22 protein-coding genes are annotated in these 21282 nt (G+C 62.7%); 8 read left to right on the top strand and 14 right to left on the bottom strand.

Going from position 1 to position 21282, the window contains the following annotated elements; genetic code table 11:
- Positions 1-23: 23 nt before the first annotated feature.
- From rpoE to R8871_RS14515, 10 genes are all read right to left on the bottom strand, one after another.
- The gene (gene rpoE, locus R8871_RS14560) at positions 24-623 is read right to left on the bottom strand and encodes an RNA polymerase sigma factor RpoE (protein WP_006051939.1); all 600 of its coding nucleotides are present in this window, start codon (positions 621-623) and stop codon (positions 24-26) included.
- A 101-nt stretch (positions 624-724) separates the two neighbouring features.
- On the bottom strand, positions 725-1210 hold the full coding sequence (locus R8871_RS14555) for a protein YgfX (RefSeq protein WP_322789514.1): 486 nt from the start codon (positions 1208-1210) through the stop codon (positions 725-727).
- A 7-nt stretch (positions 1211-1217) separates the two neighbouring features.
- The gene (fabF, locus tag R8871_RS14550; RefSeq protein WP_093640472.1) at positions 1218-2456 is read right to left on the bottom strand and encodes a beta-ketoacyl-ACP synthase II; all 1239 of its coding nucleotides are present in this window, start codon (positions 2454-2456) and stop codon (positions 1218-1220) included.
- A gap of 303 nt (positions 2457-2759) precedes the next feature.
- Entirely contained in the window at positions 2760-2999 is a 240-nt protein-coding gene (gene acpP, locus R8871_RS14545) for an acyl carrier protein (protein WP_004197638.1), read from the bottom strand.
- 151 nt (positions 3000-3150) lie between these two features.
- Positions 3151-3900, bottom strand: coding sequence for a 3-oxoacyl-ACP reductase FabG (gene fabG, locus R8871_RS14540; protein ID WP_093640475.1), 750 nt, complete (start codon positions 3898-3900; stop codon positions 3151-3153).
- A gap of 84 nt (positions 3901-3984) precedes the next feature.
- Positions 3985-4920 carry an ACP S-malonyltransferase gene (gene fabD, locus R8871_RS14535; protein ID WP_093640479.1) on the bottom strand — a complete coding sequence of 312 codons (936 nt, stop codon included), beginning with the start codon at positions 4918-4920 and terminating at the stop codon, positions 3985-3987.
- A 111-nt stretch (positions 4921-5031) separates the two neighbouring features.
- Positions 5032-6021, bottom strand: coding sequence for a beta-ketoacyl-ACP synthase III (locus R8871_RS14530; protein WP_093640482.1), 990 nt, complete (start codon positions 6019-6021; stop codon positions 5032-5034).
- The gene (plsX, locus tag R8871_RS14525) at positions 6021-7127 is read right to left on the bottom strand and encodes a phosphate acyltransferase PlsX (protein ID WP_175051071.1); all 1107 of its coding nucleotides are present in this window, start codon (positions 7125-7127) and stop codon (positions 6021-6023) included. Before plsX ends, R8871_RS14530 begins: the two co-directional genes overlap by 1 nt.
- Positions 7128-7299: 172 nt before the next feature.
- A complete protein-coding gene (rpmF, locus tag R8871_RS14520) occupies positions 7300-7479 on the bottom strand; it encodes a 50S ribosomal protein L32 (protein WP_006051932.1) in 180 nt (59 codons plus the stop codon).
- Between the two features lie 101 nt (positions 7480-7580).
- Complete coding sequence (locus R8871_RS14515) at positions 7581-8225, bottom strand: DUF177 domain-containing protein (protein ID WP_175051070.1); 645 nt, start codon at positions 8223-8225, stop codon at positions 7581-7583.
- Positions 8226-8448: 223 nt separating this feature from the next.
- On the opposite strand from R8871_RS14515, the gene R8871_RS14510 reads away from it, so the two are divergent.
- Positions 8449-9066 (top strand): Maf-like protein, encoded by a 618-nt coding sequence (locus R8871_RS14510; RefSeq protein ID WP_175051069.1) that lies wholly within the window; start codon positions 8449-8451, stop codon positions 9064-9066.
- Positions 9063-9782, top strand: coding sequence for an SAM-dependent methyltransferase (locus R8871_RS14505; protein WP_175051068.1), 720 nt, complete (start codon positions 9063-9065; stop codon positions 9780-9782). The genes R8871_RS14510 and R8871_RS14505 overlap by 4 nt, the downstream gene beginning before the upstream one ends.
- 113 nt (positions 9783-9895) lie before the next feature.
- On the opposite strand, the gene R8871_RS14500 is transcribed toward R8871_RS14505, so the two are convergent.
- From R8871_RS14500 to R8871_RS14485, 4 genes are read right to left on the bottom strand one after another with little or no spacing between them, the layout of a single operon-like run.
- Entirely contained in the window at positions 9896-10900 is a 1005-nt protein-coding gene (locus tag R8871_RS14500) for a S49 family peptidase (protein WP_175051067.1), read from the bottom strand.
- A gap of 33 nt (positions 10901-10933) precedes the next feature.
- Positions 10934-11326: a Rieske (2Fe-2S) protein gene (locus R8871_RS14495; protein ID WP_175051314.1), complete on the bottom strand. Its 393-nt coding sequence runs from the start codon at positions 11324-11326 to the stop codon at positions 10934-10936.
- An 8-nt stretch (positions 11327-11334) separates the two neighbouring features.
- Positions 11335-11994, bottom strand: coding sequence for an HAD-IIIA family hydrolase (locus R8871_RS14490; RefSeq protein ID WP_175051066.1), 660 nt, complete (start codon positions 11992-11994; stop codon positions 11335-11337).
- On the bottom strand, positions 11987-13021 hold the full coding sequence (locus R8871_RS14485) for an RluA family pseudouridine synthase (protein WP_175051313.1): 1035 nt from the start codon (positions 13019-13021) through the stop codon (positions 11987-11989). Before R8871_RS14485 ends, R8871_RS14490 begins: the two co-directional genes overlap by 8 nt.
- A gap of 732 nt (positions 13022-13753) precedes the next feature.
- Between R8871_RS14485 and R8871_RS14480 the strand changes: the two genes are divergently transcribed.
- From R8871_RS14480 to R8871_RS14455, 6 genes are all read left to right on the top strand, one after another.
- A complete protein-coding gene (locus tag R8871_RS14480; RefSeq protein ID WP_175051065.1) occupies positions 13754-17065 on the top strand; it encodes an Rne/Rng family ribonuclease in 3312 nt (1103 codons plus the stop codon).
- 252 nt (positions 17066-17317) lie between these two features.
- Positions 17318-18427, top strand: a complete 1110-nt coding sequence (moaA, locus tag R8871_RS14475) for a GTP 3',8-cyclase MoaA (RefSeq protein ID WP_175051064.1) — start codon at positions 17318-17320, stop codon at positions 18425-18427.
- Between the two features lie 12 nt (positions 18428-18439).
- Complete coding sequence (gene mobA, locus R8871_RS14470; protein WP_175051063.1) at positions 18440-19054, top strand: molybdenum cofactor guanylyltransferase MobA; 615 nt, start codon at positions 18440-18442, stop codon at positions 19052-19054.
- 74 nt (positions 19055-19128) lie between these two features.
- Positions 19129-20430 (top strand): molybdopterin molybdotransferase MoeA, encoded by a 1302-nt coding sequence (gene moeA, locus R8871_RS14465; protein ID WP_175051312.1) that lies wholly within the window; start codon positions 19129-19131, stop codon positions 20428-20430.
- Positions 20431-20518: 88 nt separating this feature from the next.
- Positions 20519-20794 (top strand): hypothetical protein, encoded by a 276-nt coding sequence (locus R8871_RS14460; RefSeq protein ID WP_054036190.1) that lies wholly within the window; start codon positions 20519-20521, stop codon positions 20792-20794.
- Positions 20794-21282: a GNAT family N-acetyltransferase gene (locus R8871_RS14455; RefSeq protein ID WP_175051062.1), complete on the top strand. Its 489-nt coding sequence runs from the start codon at positions 20794-20796 to the stop codon at positions 21280-21282. Before R8871_RS14460 ends, R8871_RS14455 begins: the two co-directional genes overlap by 1 nt.

The raw sequence follows: 21282 nt of genomic DNA, 5'->3' as shown, positions 1-21282 counted from the left end.
CGCCCCGTCCGGCGGGCTGGTGTTTACCAGCGCTTGCCTTCAGGTGTGTCAAGCAACGGACGCAATTTTGCCGCAATGGCTTCGCGAGCGCGGAAAATTCGTGATCTGACTGTGCCAATTGGGCAACCCATCATCTCAGCGATTTCCTCGTAACTCAAACCTTCAATTTCACGAAGAGTAATGGCGGTGCGCAACTCTTCCGGTAAAACCGCCATCGCAGCATTGACCGTCTCAGCGATCTGCTTGCTCATCAACATCGACTCAGGCGTGTTGATATCCCTTAGTTGGTCGGCGTCCGAGAAAGTTTCAGCTTCTTCAGCATCTGCTTCGGTCGAAGTCGGTGCGCGCCGCCCTTGGGTCGCAAGGTAGTTCTTTGCCGTATTGACCGCAATCCGGTACAACCACGTATAAAAAGCCGATTCGCCGCGAAATTGCGGCAACGCCCGGTACGCCTTGATAAAGGCGTCCTGAGCGACGTCTTCCACTTCGGCCGGGTCCCGCACGAGACGGGAGATCAGCCGGAGAATCTTGCGGTGGTATTTGGAGACCAGAAGCTCGAACGCGGCCTTGTCGCCCTTCTGGACGCGCTCGACCAGCACCTGATCAATTTCTTTTTCGCTCACCTGATAAATCCGTTAACTATAGGGCGCATGGCGGGGGACCATTGTAGCGTCCCCATCATCGCGGCACGTTACTCCGGTAACAGCGGTTACAGTCGTTACAGTCACGCACCCGCGCCACGCCGGCCCAGCACGGCCAGCTCCCGGAAGACGGGCGCTGGAAGCGCGTCGGCGGCAAGAAGCAGCGTGCGGGAGCGCCCATGATCCGGCGCCAGCGCCAGAACGAGCAGGCGACCGCTCCATTGCGAACAGCCGGCAATGCGGCCCAGCGCGAGCAAACCGCCGGTCCGGTTCCAGGCGGACAGTCCGTCCGGGCCGATCTTCAGCGCGACCGGTTGCGCATGCTCATGCTTTACCGCACAGAGTGTTAGCAATGCCCACACGGCAAGCGTCAACGGAACCGCCTGCCAGGCACCCAGATGCGACGCGAAGCAGGTATAGGCAGCGCCAGTCGCCATCAGGACGAACAGCCCCAGAGCGGCGCGCATGGCGACGGAGCGCCGCAACGTGATCCGCTGCGGCGCTCCGTCGGGCGTTGCCGATTCGAGGGAAACCGCCGGGCAAGCCGGCGTTTTCGACTGGCGTGTCAACAAGCGATCAGGCGCGCTTGAAGACCAGCGTGCCGTTCGTGCCGCCGAACCCGAACGAGTTCTTCAGCGCGACGTCGATCTTCATCTCCCGCGCGGTGTTGGCGCAGTAATCGAGATCGCAGGCCGGATCCTGATTGAAGATGTTGATCGTCGGCGGCGACACCTGATGATGCACGGCGAGCACGGTGAACACGGATTCCAGACCGCCGGCGCCGCCCAGCAGGTGACCTGTCATCGACTTGGTCGAATTCACGACCATGTCTTTGGCGTGGTCGCCGAAAGCGCGCTTGATGCCCGTGGTTTCAGCCAGGTCGCCCAACGGCGTGGACGTGCCGTGCGCGTTCAGGTAGTTCACCTGATCCGAATTGATACCCGCGTTCTTCAGCGCGGCCAGCATGCAGCGGCGCGCGCCGTCGCCATCTTCCAGCGGAGCGGTCATGTGATAGGCGTCGCCGCTCATCCCGTAGCCGCTGATTTCGGCGTAAATCTTCGCGCCGCGCGCCTTCGCGTGCTCGTACTCTTCGAGCACCATCACGCCGGCGCCCTCGCCCAGCACGAAACCGTCGCGATCCTTGTCCCACGGACGGCTCGCCGTTGCCGGATCGTCATTGCGTTGTGACAGCGCACGCGCCGCCGCAAAGCCTCCGACGCCGAGCGGCGACACGGTCGATTCGGCACCGCCTGCGATCATCACGTCGGCGTCGCCGTATTCGATCAGGCGCGAAGCCTCGCCAATACAGTGCAGACCCGTCGTACACGCGGTAACGATGGCGAGATTCGGACCCTTGATGCCGAACTTGATCGACAGGTGGCCGGAGATCATGTTGATGATCGATGCCGGCACGAAGAACGGCGAAATACGGCGCGGGCCGCGATTAAGCAGCTCGGTTTGCGTCGCTTCGATCATCGGCAGGCCGCCGATGCCCGAACCGACCACCACGCCGATGCGCTCCGAATTCTCGTCGGTGACTTCGAGGCCGCTGTCCTGCATCGCCTGGATGCCGGCCGCGACGCCGTAATGGATGAATGTATCCATGTGGCGCGCTTCCTTACCGGGGATGTAGTCCTCGATATTGAAGCCCTTCACCTCGCCGGCGAAACGAGTCGAAAAGTTCGACGCATCGAACTTCGTGATATTGGCAATACCCGACTTGCCGGCGACCAGATTGGCCCAGCCGTCGGCAACATTATTGCCAACAGGCGAAATCAGCCCCAGGCCTGTAACAACAACACGACGGCGGCTCACGGTAACCCCTTTTTCATAGATGACAAAAGCACAAAAGCCACAGCGGCCACAGGAACCTGCCCTGTGTGCCCTGTGGCTGTTAGCCGCCCCCTACCCCCGGCGCTTCGCACCAGGTCCCCCCGAGAGGGGCAAGAAAACTTGGGGCGGCCCGGCGTTTTCTTGAAAGTCGGCAATCGCGCGAAAAGTTGCGCTGTCAGCATCGCTGGCTCCTGCACGGCAAAAAGCGCCAGCCCTGCTGGCGTCGCAAACCGACACGGCAGGGCGTCATACGCCGCCAACGCAGAAACGCAGGCGTGAATGACTTTAGGCCTTGACGTTCGCGCGAGCGTAGTCGATCGCTTGCTGAACGGTAGTGATCTTCTCGGCTTCTTCATCCGGAATTTCCATGCCGAATTCGTCTTCGAGGGCCATCACGAGTTCAACGGTGTCGAGCGAGTCGGCGCCGAGGTCGTTCACGAACGAAGCTTCGTTCTTGATCTCAGCTTCTGCAACGCCCAGTTGTTCTGCGACGATCTTCTTGACGCGCTGTTCGATATTGTCCATTACCCCTCCAAGGGAAAAGAAGTTCAAAAATACAGGTGCGCGCATTTTATCAGGTTTGACCCGGCAAAAAAGCGGCGCATCGGGTTCCTGTCAAGGCATGCGCCTTACGCTTTTGCAAACGCGTCAAGGCGCGGATAGTAACCGAATTTGGTTACGACATGTACATTCCGCCGTTCACATGCAATGTCGTGCCGGTGATATAGCCCGCTTGCGGCGACGCGAGGAACGCCACGGCGTGCGCAATATCGTCCGGGCTGCCAAGGCGGCCGAGCGGAATCTGCGTCTTCAGCGCGGCTTGCTGCTCTTCCGGCAGGGTCTTGGTCATGTCGGTGTCGATGAAGCCCGGCGCCACGCAATTCACCGTGATGCCGCGGCTGCCGATCTCGCGTGCCAGTGCACGCGTCATGCCTGCTACGCCCGCTTTCGCTGCTGCATAGTTGACCTGCCCCGGGTTGCCGGCCGAGCCGACCACCGACGTGATGTTGATGATACGGCCGCCCTTGGCCTTCATCATCGGACGCAGCACTGCGCGCGACAGGCGAAAGACCGACTTGAGATTGGTGTCGATCACCGCGTCCCAGTCGTCGTCCTTCATGCGCATGGCGAGCTGGTCCTGCGTGATGCCGGCGTTGTTCACCAGCACGTGCAGCGCGCCGAATTCCTTCACCGTGCCGTCGATCAGCGCTTCGGCTGCTGCGGCGTCGTTCACGTTGAGCACCGCGCCGCGGCCGCTCACACCAGCCGCGTTAAAGGCTTCGCTGATCGCTGCCGCGCCGCTTTCGCTGGTTGCCGTGCCGATCACCGTTGCGCCCTGGCGCGCCAGCTCCAGCGCGATCGCACGGCCAATGCCGCGCGATGCGCCCGTCACGATTGCGATTTGCTTGTCGAGAGTCTTTTCCATCTGTCAGTCCGGATGCCCTTTCGGAGGGCTGATTGATTCTTGATGTCAGGCCTGGCGCCCTGCTGGCGCCCGAGGAGGCTGCGTTCAGCCCGCCGTCACCAGCTTGAGCGTTTCTTCGAGCGAAGCCGGGTCGAACACCGAGGCGCCGACCAGATTGCCGTCGATGCGCTTCGTCAAACCCGCGAGGACCTTGCCAGGGCCGCATTCGATCACATGCGTAACGCCTTGCGCCGCCATTGCCTGCACGCTTTCGACCCAGCGTACCGGACCGGCCGCCTGACGCACCAGCGCGTCCTTGATCTTTGCCGGCTCGTTGACCACGGCGACGTCAACGTTGTTGATCACCGGAATCGACGGCACCTGCACGTCGACGCTGGCGAGATACTCGCGCAATTGATCCGACGCGGGCTTCAACAGTGACGAGTGGAACGGCGCCGACACCGGCAGCGGCAACGCGCGCTTGGCACCCTTCGCCTTCGCAACTTCGCAGGCCTTCTCAACTGCGGCCTTGTGACCCGCGATCACGACTTGCGCCGGCGCGTTGAAATTCACCGCTTCGACGACACCCGCGACCGACGCTTCGGCGCAAACCGCGCGGACCGTATCGTCATCGAGGCCGAGAATCGCGGCCATGCCGCCGACGCCGACCGGCACGGCCGTTTGCATAGCTTGCGCGCGAAAACGCACGAGCGGCACGGCATCGCGAAACGCGATCGCGCCTGCTGCGACCAACGCGGTGTATTCGCCGAGGCTATGACCGGCGACGATAGCCGGCTTCGGGCCGCCCGCCTGCTGCCACGCGCGATAAATCGCGTACGCGGCGGTCAGCATGACCGGCTGGGTATTGGTGGTGAGGTTCAGATCTTCGGCGGGACCTTCGGCGATCAGCTTGCCGAGGTCCTGATTGAGCGCATCTGACGCTTCCTGAACCGTCTCACGCACGACCGCGTGATCGGCGAATGCGTTGAGCATGCCGACCGACTGCGAGCCTTGCCCAGGAAAAACGAATGCAAATTTCATATCGTCCCCAAAATCGATGTTGTCAGATGTGGGTGGCGCGCCCGGTTGATGGCGAGCGCGCTCAAGCGAAGCCGAGCGCCGCAAAGCGCGCTCGCCATGACGTCGCCGCTATCAGTAGCGGATAACCGACGCGCCCCATGTGAAGCCGCCGCCGACGCCTTCGATCAGCACGTTCTGGCCGCGCTTGATGCGGCCGTCGCGCACCGCGACGTCGAATGCGAGCGGAATGGATGCAGCCGACGTATTGCCGTGCTCACCCACCGTGACGACCATGCGTTCCTGCGGCAACCCGAGCTTACGGCAGGTGCTTTGCATGATGCGGATATTGGCCTGATGCGGAATCAGCCAGTCGATCTGCTCGGCCGACAGATTCGCTTTTGCGAGTGCCTCGACTGCGACCTTTTCGAGCACATTGACCGCGAGCTTGAACACAGCCTGCCCGTCCATGTGCAGGAACGCGCTGCCCTCGATCACGCCGCCGTTCACATTACCCGGCGTACAGAGAATGTTCGAATGGCTGCCATCGGCATGCAGGGCGCTCGCCAGCACGCCCGGTTCTTCGGACGCCTGCAGGATCACCGCGCCGGCGCCGTCACCGAACAGCACGCAGGTGGTGCGGTCCTTGAAATCGAGAATGCGCGAGAAGGTTTCCGCGCCGATCACAAGCGCCGTACGATGCTGGCCGCTGCGAATGAAGCTGTCCGCCGTTGCCACCGCGTAAGCGAAGCCCGAGCAGACGGCCTGCACGTCAAATGCCGCGCCGTGGTTCTTGATGCCGAGCTTGTTCTGCAACAGGCACGCCGTGCTCGGAAACACGAAGTCAGGCGTGGAGGTTGCAACGATGATCAGATCGATAGACTGCGGATCGATATCGGCCGCTTCGATCGCGCGCTGCGAGGCGATGAGCGCCAGATCGCTGGTGGTGACATCGGGTTCGGCGAAGTGGCGTGCATGGATGCCCGTGCGGGCAACGATCCATTCGTCGCTCGTCTCGACACCTTGCTTGGCGAGACGTTCGGCCAGATCCTGATTGGTGACGCGCCCGGGCGGCAGGTAGCTGCCGGTGCCCAGCACGCGGGAATAAATTGTCGATTGAGCCATTATGCCTTCGAGGATTGCGCAGCGTAGGGCTCGGCTGGCTGGCCTGCGATCGGGCTTGCGTGACCCGCACCGCTTGCATCGCGCGCTGCCTGTTCGAGAGAACCTGCATTCTCTTCCATTGCTCGCGCAAGGCGTTCCAGCACGCCGTTTTTGACGGCATCATACCCGCGTTTGATAGCCCACTCAAACGCGTAGGCATCCGCCGAACCGTGGCTTTTGATCACCAGCCCACGCAGGCCCAGCAACGCGGCGCCGTTATATTGCCGATGATCAACGCGCTTCTTGAAACGCATCAATACCGGCAAGGCGAGCACTGCCATCACCTTGGTGAGCCACGAGCGACCGAACTCTTCCTTGATGATGTTGGAGAGCATCTGCGCGAGGCCTTCCGACGTCTTCAGCGCGACATTGCCGACAAAACCGTCGCAGACGATCACGTCGACCGTGCCCTTGAAGATGTCGTTGCCTTCAACGTTACCGTGAAAGTTAAGTGTACTCGCGCGCAGCAATTCGCCGGCACGTTTGATGGTGTCGTTGCCCTTGATGACTTCTTCGCCGATGTTGAGCAGGCCGATGGTGGGCCGCTCCTTGCCTTCGAGCGCGGACACGAGCGCGTGCCCCATCTCCGCGAACTGCAGCAGATGCTGCGGCTCGCAATCGACGTTGGCGCCCAGATCGAGCATCATCGTGTAGCCATTGGGATTGGGCAGTGCGGACGCAATGGCCGGGCGTTCGATGCCCGACAGCGTTTTCAGCACATAGCGCGAGACCGCCATCAGCGCGCCGGTATTGCCGGCGGAAATGCAGGCTTGCGCCTCGCTTTCCTTGACGCGATTGAGCGCCACGCGCATGGATGAGTCTTTTTTCTTGCGCAGCGCGACTTCGACCGGATCGTCCATGGCGACGATCTCGGAAGCAGGTACGACGGTCAGCGCCGGCAGGTCTTGAGCCTTCAACTTCTTCAGCTGCGCACGAATCGCACTTTCAATGCCGACGAGCAGCAGCTCAGCATCGGGATGCGAACGAACGAAGTTGACGGCTGCGGGAACGGTCACGGACGGGCCGTGGTCGCCTCCCATGCAATCTATCGTGAGCTTTACTGTCATGGAGTGCGACGAATTTCAGGCGCCCTGCATGGGACCACAATAAGCGCTACAGCGCCAACTGCGATCGACACAAAAAAGCGGCAGATGAATGCCGCCTTTTTGCCGAGCCGGGAAAATGTCAAGCGAGCCGATCGCCACGCGAAACGCCAAGGGGCGCAACGCATTGAAACGATTAGTCGTTCTTCGTCTTGACGACTTTCTTGCCGCGATAGTAGCCGTTCGGGCTAACGTGGTGACGCAGATGCACTTCGCCCGTGCTCGGTTCCACGGCCAGCGGCGCTGCCGTCAGGAAATCGTGCGAACGGTGCATGCCGCGCTTCGACGGCGACTTCTTATTTTGTTGAACTGCCATGACTAACTCCTAAAAATTTTCCGAATTCTAACACAGCCCGACCCGGTGTCCGCCATTGACCGAATGGCCAATGCGCCCGCTTCGCGCCCCCATGCAACTGTTCAGTGCTTCTTGTCGCCCGGCTCACCGCGCTTGAGACTTTCGAGCGCCGCAAACGGATTAGGCCGTTCGGGCTCATCACCCTCACCAGCTTCGTCCGGTGCAGCCTCGTCGCCCTCGCCTTCTGTTCCAGCCACACCAGAGACGAGGCTCTCGTGCACTTCGGGACACACCTCGTGCTTGGGCACGAGCGGCAAGGAAAGCAGCAACTCTTCTTCGATCAAGTCGATGAGATCGAACTGGCGCGAGCCCACGATCACTTCGACTTCATCCTCGTCGAGCGGAAACTCTTCGGCTTCCGCCTCAGTGTTGACGATCCGGTAAGTTGCATCGACATTGAACGCCTGCAGATATGGTGTCATGCACCGCTGACATTCGAGCCATGCAGCACCATGAATCGCCAGCCTCAGATAAGGCTGCGGACCCTCAGTGCCGTCGTCCTGCAATTCCGGCTGCGTCGCCCCTTCGGCTTGCCAGGTGAACGCGGTATCGCGATCTGGCGCTTCAACCGGGACTTCGTTTAACATGCGCGGCAGTTGCGAGACGCGCACGACACCCGCGGCCTGACGCCCACTCCGCGCAAATTCGAACAGATCGATATCGTGCGGGTCGGACAGACCAGCAGGGTTGCCAGGATGTTGAGTCATGTGCGCTCCTGCGTCGGCAAGGATTTCGCCGGGGGTAAATCGGTTTGCACGGTTTGCAAATCAGGTCCGCGAACTTCAGAAAGAGGCCCGCTCGCTCAATAGCATACCGATGAAAAGCCCGAAATCATATCCGTTTTGTCTTTTCGAGTCAAACACTTAAGCCCGTACACGTGCGCCGCCCGCACAACCCCGTACGACCCGCCTCTCTAGCCGTTGGTTGCACATGCCAGATTCCCTCAACCGCCCGCCACGCCTGATCCTGGCGTCGAGTTCACCCTATCGTCGCGAGCTGCTCGAGCGCCTGCGCATTCCGTTCGAAGTCATCGTGCCGGCGATCGACGAAACACCGCTTGCCGGTGAAACGCCCGAAGTGACGGCCCTGCGCCTCGCCGAGGCAAAAGCCCGCGCGGTAGCAGCCAGGCTTGGCGCCGATGAAACCGCACTCGTGATCGGCTCGGATCAGGTTGCCACTTACGACGGCCTGCAGATCGGCAAGCCCGGCACGCATGACAAGGCGCTCGCCCAGTTGCAGGCAATGCGCGGCCGCGAAGTGCTGTTTCATAGTGCGCTGTGCTTGTTCGACAGCCGCTCGGGGGCGGCGCAAACCGCCGACATCATCACTCGCGTCCAATTCCGCAACCTGCCGGACGCCGCGCTGGAGGCCTATCTGCTTGCCGAGACGCCCTACGACGTCGCGGGCAGCGCAAAATCCGAAGGCCTCGGGATCGCGCTACTCGAAGCCATTCACTCGGACGACCCGACCGCGCTGGTCGGGTTGCCGCTGATTGCACTGTCGCGCATGCTGCTCGCAGCGGGCTATCCACTCCTGGGGGCGCAATGAGCGGCACTTTATTTCTGATCCCGAACACACTCGGCGAAGGCGATGCCGACGCGCTCGACGCCGTCCTGCCCGCGCCGGTGCGCGCCCGCGCGGCGTCGCTCACTTATTACATCGGCGAAAACGCGAAAACGACCCGCGCTTTCCTGAAGAAAGTCGGCACCGAAAAACCGATCCAGGAAATCGAGATTCGTGAACTGAACGTCAACACGCCGGCTGGCGAGATCGACAAACTGCTCGCGCCTTTGCTTGCGGGGACGGATGCCGGTCTCGTGTCCGAAGCCGGCTGTCCGGCGGTCGCCGATCCGGGTGCCCTGCTGGTGCGCCGCGCGCACGAGCGCGGCGTGAAGGTCGTGCCGTTTGTCGGACCGAGTTCGATTCTGCTGGCGCTGATGGCTTCCGGCCTGAATGGCCAGAGCTTTGCGTTCCACGGCTACCTGCCGGTCGACGCCACCGAACGGGCCAAGCGTCTGCGCGACCTGGAGCAGCAGTCGCGCAAAGCGAAACAAACGCAGATCTTTATCGAAACGCCCTATCGGAATAAGCCGCTGCTCGACACCTTGCTGGCGACGTGTGCGCCGTCCACGCTGGTCTGCGTCGCCGTCGATCTAACGCTGGAAACGGAAACCATCGCCAGCCGCACCGTGGCCGACTGGAAAAAGAAACCGGCTATCGATCTGCACAAACGGCCCGCAATTTTCCTGATCCTCGCCGTCTGATCGCTGCTGCGGCTCAAACCGATCAGCTTGCGGGATCGGTTGCGGTCGAACGAACGGCAAAAAAAAGCCCCGCGCGATCAACATACGATCGCGCGGGGCTTTTCCATATTGAATCACCGCAAACTCATCTTCCCGCCAAGCGCCATCGCATGAACGGCGCCACTGCCAACCGCAGCACCGAATTTGCGCGCCACGCGGTCCGTAATGCTCTCCTTGACCGTGTAGTCGACGATATCCGGCGCCTTGAAGAGGTCGCGCGCGACGTAATCCGCGTCGCCGAAACCGTCCGCAAGCCCCAGCTCGACGCTCTTCTGCCCCGTCCAGAAGAGGCCTGAGAACATGTCCGGCGTTTCGTGCAGGCGCTTACCGCGGCCTTCACGCACGGCGTCGATGAACTGGGTGTGAATCTGATCGAGCATCTCCTGCGCATGTTCGTCCATCCTCGGCGTTTCCGGCGAGAACGGATCGAAAAAGCCCTTGTTCTCACCCGAAGTGTGCAGGCGGCGCTGGATCCCCAACTTGTCCATCAAGCCAGTGAAGCCGAAGCTATCCATCAGCACGCCAATCGAACCGACGATGCTCGCCTTGTCGACGTAAATCTTGTCAGCCGCCGCGGCCGCGTAATAGCCGCCCGACGCGCACATATCGCCAACCACGACATACAACGGGATCGACGGATACTTGGCGCGCAGCCGGCGAATCTCGTTGTAGATAATGCCCGCCTGCACCGGGCTGCCGCCCGGGCTGTTACAGCGCAGAATCACGCCAGCCGTACCTGCATCGTCGAATGCACTTTCGAGTGCCGTGTTGATATCTTCCGCGTTCGCGTTCGTATCGGCTGAGATTTCGCCGTCAAGCGTGATCATCGCCGTATGCCGGCCCGTGGTCGACACCTTGTCGCCTGAGAAATCGAACGCGCCCCATACCGCCAGCAGCAGGACGATCAGGAACACAAAACGGAAGAAGATCTTCCAGCGGCGTGCCGCGCGCTGCTCGGTGATGGCCGCAAGCGCGATGCGCTCGAGCGCGGCGCGCTCCCAGCCCGGCTCATCGGCAGGCGTACGGGGGCGGCCTGTCAGGGACGGTTCTTTCGGTTCGGGAGTCAAATTGTCGGACATGCGGTGCAGTGGAAAGATCGAAGAGGAGAAAAATCAGGGCGTGGACGGGCGCAGTTCGCCGTCCGGCAGCCAGAACACGGCACGGCCTTCAGGTGTATCCCGCTCATCAACATCGACGGGACGCAACCGGCCGCCACGGCACGGGCCACCGACGCATTTGCCCGTATCTGGCGCGTAAATCGCGCCATGTGTAGCGCACATCAAGTATAAACCGGACGATTCGAAGAACTGCCCTTCAGCCCAGTCGAGCTCCATCGGCACGTGGGCGCAGCGATTCAAATAGCCATATGCACGGCCATCATAGCGAACAAAAAATACTACGACGTCGCCACCGCCGAGCTCAGCCGCGCGGCGCACGCCGGCGCCGCCATCGACCAGTTCTTCGGACGCACAAATGCGAACCGCTTCCGTCGCCGTCCCGGTCATACCCGTACTCACGCGTTCTCTCGCAGCCAGCCAGACAGGTCGTTCACGCTGGAGGCGACGAATTTCGGCGACAAAGCCGTCAACGAGCCGGCAGGATGCGCGCCGTATGTGACACCAATGCCCGCGACGCCCGCATTGATCGCCATCTGCAAATCGTGCGTCGTATCGCCCACCATCACCGTGCGCGCCGGATCCTGCCCCAGTTCGCGAGTAAGCTCGTGCAGCATCGCGGGATGCGGCTTCGAGAAGGTTTCGTCTGCACAGCGAGTGCCGTCGAAAAGACTCGTCAGACGCGACTGATCAAGCGCGCGATTCAGCCCGACACGGCTCTTGCCGGTCGCCACCGCCAGCAGATAACCCTGATCGCGCAATTCCTGCAACATCTCGCGCACGCCGACGAACAGCTCGGTGGTCTGATCTTTCACTAAATAGTGGAAGCGATAGCGCTCCGCCAGACGCGGGTAATCGGACGGATCGAGCGTAGGCGCGGCGATTTGCAGCGCGTCGCGCAGGCCGAGACCGATCACGTAGCTGGCGGCCTCGTCGGCGGGAACCGGCAGACCGAGATCGCGGCACGCCGACTGGATACTGCGCGTGATGTGCGCGGTCGAATCCATCAGCGTTCCGTCCCAGTCGAAGACGATCAGATCAAATTGCTCTCTAGCCATGCGGTGTCGTCTCCGGGTTTGACCCATTTTGTGATTCACGTAATTCATTGAGCTGCGCCACGAAACTGCGGCATTCGGCCGGCAGGGGCGCCTCGAACTGCACGGGTGCGCCGGTTGCCGGATGCGTCAGCTTAAGGCGGTATGCGTGCAGGAACATACGCTTCAGGCCAGGTTTGGCGTTGGCGCGCGCCAGCGCCTTGTTCAGCGCGAAGTCGCCGTATTTGGCATCGCCGACGATCGGCAGTTCCAGATGCTGCAGATGGACGCGGATCTGATGCGTACGGCCGGTCTTCAGTTCCGCCTCGAGCAGCGCGTACTCCGGCCAGCGGTCGATCAGATTGAAGACCGTGTGCGACGCGAGGCCGTCGGCCTGGACGCGCACACGCCGCTCGCCGTCTGCGGTCAAATACTTGTGCAGCGGCTCCTTGACCGCGCGGCGGCGGCCCCAGTCGCTCGCCCATTCGCCGTGGACGCACGCATAGTAGCGCTTATCCATCTTGTTCTCGCGAATCTGCTCGTGCAGATTGACCAGCGCGGAGCGCTTCTTGGCGAGCATCAGGATGCCGGAGGTCTCACGGTCCAGCCGATGCACCAATTCGAGGAATTTCGCCTGGGGCCGCGCTTCGCGCATCTGTTCAATCACGCCGAACGCCACGCCGCTGCCTCCGTGGACCGCCACACCGGCCGGCTTATCGATCACGAGCATGTGCTCGTCTTCAAAAATAATTTTGAAATCCGCGCTCGGCACCGGCGCCTGGGCGATCGCCTCGTTTGGTTGAGCGACGCGAATGGGCGGCACGCGCACGAGATCACCCAGCTCGAGACGGTACTGCGCGTCTATCCGCCCCTTATTTACACGCACCTCTCCGCTGCGCAGGATGCGGTAAATATGGCTTTTTGGCACGCCCTTACAGACGCGCAAAAGGAAGTTGTCAATGCGCTGTCCGGCCGCACTGTCATCGATCTCGATCATCGAGACCTGGTCGCTTGCGACCGATTTCTGGGATATTTTGCCTAACTCTTTCATTATGAATATAATTTGCCCAGCAGTCTGCGGCGGCCGGCGCAGTGTCCGGAATTCGGGCGGATTGCGCAGGCGCAAGCGATAAACCGTTATTTTACTTGCGCCGGGGTCTGGTTGCTCACCCTGAAAATGAGATGCAACATGTTGCACGCACGAAGTCAGTGCCCGGCAGGGACGGCGCCCACAGGCGCGTTCGGTCAAGGTCAGCTTCGACGGTAACGGAATTTTGGTAAAAAAGAATTTAACTTTCAGCTCCCGTATCACGCGGTCAGACACCCTGTTATACGAAGCTGCAAGTTGCGAAAATACGGCGTGCGCCCGAGGCGTCTTGTAGAAAATACAAGACATGGCGACGTCAAAATGAGGCGAGACACCCCCAGCGAGAAAAGACGCGCCGACTGCGCGAACTTCCCGCTGCGGCATGACCGCAGCCTCCGGCCCTCCGGTCACGCGCCCAGTTGGCGCACCGGCGCGAGTGGACGAAAGGCTTATGAAGGTCTGCTGGCAGAACCCGCGGCGTGTCGGGTCGTTATTTGAAGCCGTGTTCGCATGTGCCCTGCGGCACCGCGCCCATTTTTCAATGGGGCCGGGCCCTCTCAGGCAATTCTCCCGCCATTTTTCCCGCTCCAGCGTGCTTGTGAAAACACAATAAGGCGCGGCATGCCGCTGCCCTCATGGCTCTCGCGACTGACAACCGCGCAGCTGAGGGCTAGCTAAGCCGCCTGGAGCCGTTCAATGAAACGAATGTTGTTCAATGCGACGCAGCAGGAAGAACTGCGCGTCGCCATCGTCGATGGGCAAAAACTCATCGATATCGACATCGAAACCGCCGGGCGCGAACAGCGCAAAGGCAATATTTACAAGGGCATCATCACTCGCATCGAGCCGTCGCTCGAAGCCTGCTTCGTCAACTACGGCGAAGACCGCCACGGCTTTTTGCCGTTCAAGGAAGTCGCCCGCCAGTATTTCCGTGACGGCGTCGACATGCGCTCCGCGCGCATCCAGGACGCCCTCCGTGAAGGCCAGGAACTGATCGTTCAGGTCGAAAAGGAAGAACGCGGCAACAAGGGCGCGGCCCTCACCACCTTCATCTCGCTCGCCGGCCGGTATCTGGTTCTGATGCCGAACAACCCGCGCGGCGGTGGCGTATCGCGCCGTATCGAAGGCGACGACCGTCAGGAACTGCGCGAAACCATGGCGCAACTGCAATTGCCGGAAGGCATGAGCATCATCGCGCGTACGGCCGGTATTGGCCGCTCCGCCGAAGAGCTGCAGTGGGACCTGAACTACCTGATGCAACTGTGGCGCGCCATCGAGGCCGCGTCGCAAAGCGGTTCGAGCGGCCAGCCGATGCTGATTTATCTCGAATCGAGCCTCGTTATTCGCGCGATTCGTGACTATTTCCAGCCGGATATCGGCGAAATTCTGATCGACACCACCGAAATCCATGACCAGGCCCGCGCCTTCATGGATATCGTGATGCCGGATAATGTCAGCAAGGTGAAGCGGTATCACGACGACGTGCCGCTTTTCTCGCGTTTCCAGATCGAACACCAGATCGAAACCGCGTACTCGCGCACGGTGCCGCTGCCCTCGGGCGGCGCCATCGTGATCGACCACACGGAAGCGCTGGTCGCAATCGACGTGAACTCGGCACGCGCCACCAAGGGCGCGGACATCGAGGAAACGGCCGCCCGCACCAACCTCGAAGCCGCCGACGAAGTGGCCCGCCAGTTGCGCCTGCGCGACCTGGGCGGCCTGATCGTGATCGACTTCATCGACATGGAATCGGCCAAGAGCCAGCGTGAAGTCGAACAACGCCTGAAAGATGCGCTCAAGCACGACCGTGCGCGCGTCCAGATGGGCAAGATCTCGCGCTTCGGCCTGATGGAACTGTCGCGTCAACGTCTGCGTCCGGCTCTGTCGGAAGGCAGCCACGTGACGTGCCCGCGCTGTAACGGCACGGGCCACATTCGCGATACCGAATCGTCCGCGCTGCAAGTGCTGCGGATCATTCAGGAAGAAGCGATGAAGGAAAACACCGCGGCGATCCATTGCCAGGTGCCGGTCGAAGTGACCGCCTTCCTGTTGAACGAAAAGCGCGCTGAAATCAACAAGATCGAATCGCGTTTCAAGGTCAACGTCGTTCTGATCCCGAACAAGCACCTCGACACGCCGCATTACAAGCTCGAACGCCTGCGTCACGACGATGCGCGCCTCGACGAGCCGCGCGCTTCGTGGAAGATGGCCGAAGAAGCAGCCCGCGAACTGGAATCGGAAACCGGTTACAGCAAGCGCGCTGAGGAAGTGAAGCCGAAGCAGGAAGCCGCGGTCAAGGGCATCACGCCCGAGAAGCCGGCCCCGAGCGCGCCGGTCCGTCCGGCGGCAACCCCGGCTCCGGTGGCAGTCACACCGGCCGGCGGCGGCTTTATCGGCTGGTTGAAGAACCTGTTCGGCGTGCAGCCGGCCGCACCGGCGCCTGTCGCACCGGCTACGACCGACAAGCAGACGCGTCCGCAACGCGGCGAACGCACGGAGCGCGGTGAGCGCACCGGCGAACGCGGCGGCGATCGCAACCGCAATCGCCGTGGCGGTGCTGGCGGCCGTGATGCAGCGGGCCGTGGCGAAGGCACGACCGGCGGCCGTCAGGCTCAAGGTCAGCAACCGTCGCGTCGCGAGGAACGCGAACCGCGTGAGGGCCGTGAAGCACGCGAAGGTCGTGAGCCGCGTGAAGCACGTGAATCGCGCGAGCCGCGCGCCAACCGTGAGCAGCGCGAACCGCGTGAGGCCCGTGAAGGCCGCGAACCGCGCGAGGCTCGTGAGCCGCGTGAAGGTCGCGAGGGCCGCGAAAACCGTGACCGCGACAATCGCGGCAGCGATCGTGCGGAAACCGTCGAGGGCGCACCGCGCGTCGAACGTGGCGAGCGTCAGGAACGCGGCGAACGCCGTGAGCGTGGCGAGCGCGCTGAACGCGGCGAACGCCGCAAGCAACAGCCGGAAGCCGCAGATGCACTGACGCAGAACGACGCGCAAACGGCGGAAGAACTGGCGCAAAACCAGACCGCCCTGGGCGAAAACGGTATGCCGGTCGATCAGGAAGCGGTCGCGCGTGAAGGTGAAGAGCGTCGTCGTCGCCGTCGCGGCCGTCGTGGTGGTCGTCGTGAGCGTGAAGAAGACGTGAACGGCAACCTGGCTGCGGACGTTGCGGAAGGTGAAAGCGACAACACCAATGTGACCGACGACGCGCCGGTGCGCACCGCGCATCAAGCGGTCGAGCACAAGGCGGAAGTCAGCGAAGCGGCTGCTGTAAAGCCGGTGGAAGTGGTTGTCGCCGCTGTCGCGACGGAAACTGTCGTGGTCAGCGAACTGCACGCAGTAGCCGAAACGCCGGCTCTGGCCGCCGAGCAGGCTGCGAAGACGGAAACGGTTGTGCCGGTCGCGGAAGCACCGGTGGCGCCGGTAGCGGTCGAGCAGGCAGTGGAAGCGCCAGTGGCGCAGGCCGTTGCTGCGCCGGTCGAAGCCGCGCAAGCTGCGCCGGCCGCCAGCGAGACGGTTTCGCTTGCCGAACCGGTCGCTCGCTTTGAAGCCCCTGTCGAAGCGCGAGTCGAAACGCCGGCAGTTGCTCCGGTCGTTGAAGCAGAAGCCGCACCGGCTCCAGTGGAAACCGTGGCGCCGGCAGCAGTGGTCGAAGCACCGGCCGCCCAGCCGGCACGGCAAGCCGATATCTTCGAAGCGCAACCGGTCGTTGCAGCGGTCGCACCGGCAGTTGAAGCGGTCGTTGAACCGGCAGCAATTGAGCCGGCGCCCGTTGCAGCTGCTGCGCCGCAAGCGCCACGTTATGCCGGTGTGTCGGCTGAAGCCCTGAAGCCGGTGCTGGAACAAGCCGGTCTCGTCTGGGTGAACACCGACGCCGACAAGCTGCGGGCTGCGCAGGAAGCGGCTGCGCAAGCGGCCAAGCCGGTTCGCGTGGGTCGCGAACGTAAGGCGTTGCCGCCGGTCGAAACCGCGCCGATGCAAATGGTGGAAACCGGTAAGCATCCGCAGTAAGCGAACCGCCACTATGCAAAAAGCCCGCCCTCACCGGCGGGCTTTTTGTTTTATGGGCGCCGCGCCCCGTCCGATCGCGGGCTTTATGCCACTCCCCGTATACCCGGACGGCGTCCGGAGGCTGCCAGCCGCCGGATGCATTTCCGCTAGAATGAAGATCTAGGTTCCAATCACGGCGCCAACCGCAACAGCGATCGCCGCACCTAAGCAGCACCTAAGCAGCCCGAAACGAAGCATCAAGCGAAGCAATTCATGTCCCGACGCATCATCCCTGTTGCCGATCTCAGCGCGGTGCCGGTTATTACCGGACCCGTGCAGGCGCCCAGCGGCGCGCTGCACGACACGCTGGCGCGCCCGCTGCGCGATCTGCGCATCTCGGTGACGGATCGCTGCAATTTCCGCTGCGTCTACTGCATGCCGCGCGCGGTGTTCGACAAGGATTACGCATTCCTGCCGCATAGCGCACTGCTCAGCTTCGAAGAAATCGAACGGCTGGCACGGCTCTTCGTCGCACACGGCGTCGAGAAAATCCGCCTTACGGGCGGCGAGCCGCTCCTGCGCAAAAATCTGGAATTCCTGATCGAACGGCTCGCGCAACTCTCCACGCCGGAAGGCCGTCCACTCGACCTGACGCTGACCACCAACGGCTCGCTGCTGGAGCGCAAGGCGCGCAGCCTGAAAGACGCCGGCCTGACCCGCGTGACGGTGAGTCTCGACGCGCTCGACGACACCCTGTTCCGCCGCATGAACGACGCCGACTTCGCAGTCGCCGACGTGCTGGACGGGATCGCCGCGGCGCAAGCGGTGGGGCTCGCACCGGTGAAAGTCAACATGGTCGTCAAACGTGGCACCAACGACGGCGAAATCGTGCCCATGGCACGTCATTTCAAAGGCTCGGGCGCGGTGCTGCGCTTTATCGAATACATGGACGTGGGCACATCGAACGGCTGGAACATGACTGAAGTGCTGCCATCCGCCGACGTCGTGACGCGCATCGCCGAGCATTTCCCGCTTATGCCGCTCGAAGCGCACAGCGCAGCGGAAACCGCCCAGCGCTGGGGTTACGCGGACGGCAGTGGCGAAATCGGCGTGATTTCTAGCGTCACACGCGCGTTTTGCGGCAGTTGCACGCGAGCGCGTCTGTCGACCGAGGGCAAGCTGTACCTGTGCCTGTTCGCCTCGTCCGGTCACGATCTGCGTGGGTTGCTGCGCAGCGGCGCGAGCGACGCCGCCATCGCCACCGCCGTCGCCGAAATCTGGCAAGGCCGCAGCGACCGTTATTCGCAATTACGCGGTAGCAATGCAGCCGCACTCCGCACGCAGGACGCCCGCCGCGTGGAAATGTCGTACATCGGCGGCTAGGCGGCCGCGCTCATGAATCCGGATTGCGAGCACATCACCGGCCTGGTCCTCGCGGGCGGACGCGGCACGCGTATGGGCGGAGTCGACAAGGGTCTGCAAACGCTGCACGGCGAGCCGCTCGCCGCTCACGTGCTAAAGCGTCTCGCACCGCAAACCGGCGCCCTGCTCATCAGCGCCAATCGTCACCCTGAGGTCTACACAGCGCTCGGCGCGCCGTTCGGCGCCACGGTGCTTGCCGATACCCTGCCCGGCTTCCCCGGACCGTTGGCGGGCCTGCTCGCTGGTCTGCGCGCAGCCGGCACCGCGTACGTGCTAAGCGCGCCCTGCGACACGCCCGGACTGCCCGCCGATCTCGCCTTCCACCTCACGCAGGCACTCGGCTCGCATCAGGCCGATATCGCCACCGTCACGACCACCGACGCCGAAGGCCACGTCTCGCTCCATCCCGTGTTCGCGTTGCTGCGCACGAGTCTCGCCGACGACCTGGCGGCCTTTCTCGACGCCGGCGAGCGTAAGGTTCGCGCGTGGTACGCACGCCACAAGACGGTCGAAGTCGCCTTTGCCGACGAGCGCGCGTTTTACAATATCAATTCGTTACAAGAACTCGCCGACCTCGAGCGTTGTTGAGGCCCCGGTTGAAATCCCGCTCCGGCCGCACGGCAACAGCCGCTTCCGCCGCCGATCGCGACGTCCAGCCCTTCATGACCACGCTTAACGAATTTTCCCGCTGCGTCGCGCAGTACGATCCTCATGCGCTACCTGTTTCGGCCGCCCAGGCGATCGTCCGTCAATGGGCAACGCCCGTTACGGCAGTCGAACGCGTGCCCTTGCGCGACGCGCTCGGCCGTGTGCTGGCGGCCGATATCGTCTCGCCGATCGACGTCCCGTCGCACGACAATTCGGCCATGGACGGTTACGCGTTCAACGGGGCGGCGTTGGCAACGAGTGAATCCACGGTCAATTTGACGATCGCCGGCAAAGCGCTGGCCGGCCATCCGTTCCCGGGCCACGTAGACACGACGCAATGCGTACGCGTCATGACGGGCGCCTGCATGCCGGCTGACTGCGACACCGTCGTGCCGCAGGAGCTTGTCCAGCGCAGCGCCGATTCCACCTCGATCCGTTTTGCGGCCAACGCCTTGCGAGCCGGCGCCAACCGTCGCCTCGCCGGCGAAGACCTCGCCCGCGGCCATGCCGCGCTGCGCGCCGGCCGTATCATGCGCGCGTCGGACCTTGGTTTGCTGGCTTCGCTCGGCATCGGCGAAGTCAACGTGTGGCGGCGCTTGCGCGTCGCGTTTTTCTCAACTGGCGACGAATTGCGCTCGCTCGGCGAGCCGCTCGACCCGGGTTCGGTGTACGACAGCAACCGCTACACGCTGTTTGCGATGCTTCGGCGCCTGAACGTGGATACGCTCGATCTGGGCGTGGTGCGCGACGAACCCGCAGCGCTCGAGGCTGCTTTGCGCAGCGCCGCAGCCAGCGCCGACGTGGTGCTGACGTCGGGCGGCGTCTCGGTGGGCGAGGCGGATTTCACCAAGCAATTGCTCCAGACGTTCGGCGACGTCGCCTTCTGGAGTCTCGCGATGCGTCCGGGCCGGCCGCTCGCTTTTGGCCGCGTCTGGTCCGGCGCACATCCGGGTCTCGGGCTGCCCGCGTTATTCTTCGGCTTGCCGGGCAATCCCGTGGCCGTGATGGTGACGTTCTACCAGATCGTGCGTGAAGCGCTGCTGCTGATGTCCGGCGCGACGCCGCAGCCGCTGCCGGTCTTGCGCGCCGCCAGCCGCCAGGCCATCCGCAAGCGCGCCGGCCGCACCGAATACCAGCGCGGCGTTGCCGGACAGGACGCGCGCGGCCAATGGCATGTCACGCCGACCGGCTCGCAAAGCTCCGGCGTGCTGAGTTCGATGAGCGAAGCAAATTGTTTCATCGTTCTCGGGCACGATGAAGCCGATATTGGCGAGGGCGAGCCCGTCGATATCATGTTGTTCGACGGCCTGATCTGACGCCTGACTGAACGCTTTCGTGGCGGCGTTTTGCGGCCGCGCTTGCACGCTTTACCCATTACCACTACGACACACGGGTTTGACTTACATGAAAAAACAGATCTCGTTCATTGCACCGGGACAGACGGCCAAAGCGCTTATCCTCGTGTACCTGACATTCTCGGTGCCGATCGTGCTGCTCGGCGTGCTGGTGGCGTTCATCCGCTATGGCTCGGTCGAACTGAGCACCGTGTTCAGCGCGCTGCTGCTGAACGCGATTCTCGGCTTCATCCTGCTGTGGATTGCGTGCCACGCCTACAACTGGGTGGCGTCGCGTTTTGGCGGCATCGAAATCCAGCTGACCGACGCGCCGGAAGAAGCGTAATGCCCGCGACGATCCGCGCCGCGACACCTGCGGATACGGGCGCTATCTTCGCGCTGACGTACGAGCTGGCCGAGTTCGAGAGCCTCACGCACGTCTTCGTCGCGACCGAAGACGGATTGCGCGACGCCCTGTTCGGCGCGCGGCCCTCGATCGAAGCGCTGGTTGCGGAAAACGAAGGACGCATCGTCGGCTATGCGCTGTTCTTCCACAATTACTCGAGCTTCGCCGGCAAACGCGGGCTGTATCTCGAAGATGTCTACGTGCAACCGGGTCAGCGCGGCAGCGGTCTAGGCGCCGCGATGCTCGCGAGGCTGGCGGCACTGGCAGTCGAGCGGCAGTGCGGACGCTTTGAATGGACCGTGCTCGACTGGAACAAGCAGGCCATTAGCTTCTACGAAAAATTGGGCGCGACAGTAATGCCGGATTGGCGCGTCGTGCGACTGACGGGCGACGCGCTGGAACAGTTGGCCGCAGCAGCCGCTTCCTGA

It is taken from the genome of Paraburkholderia sediminicola (assembly GCF_902859805.1).
Lineage (GTDB): Bacteria > Pseudomonadota > Gammaproteobacteria > Burkholderiales > Burkholderiaceae > Paraburkholderia > Paraburkholderia sediminicola.
The sequence above is the reverse complement of the archived record's forward strand: the minus strand, read 5'-3'. Positions and strand labels throughout refer to the sequence as shown.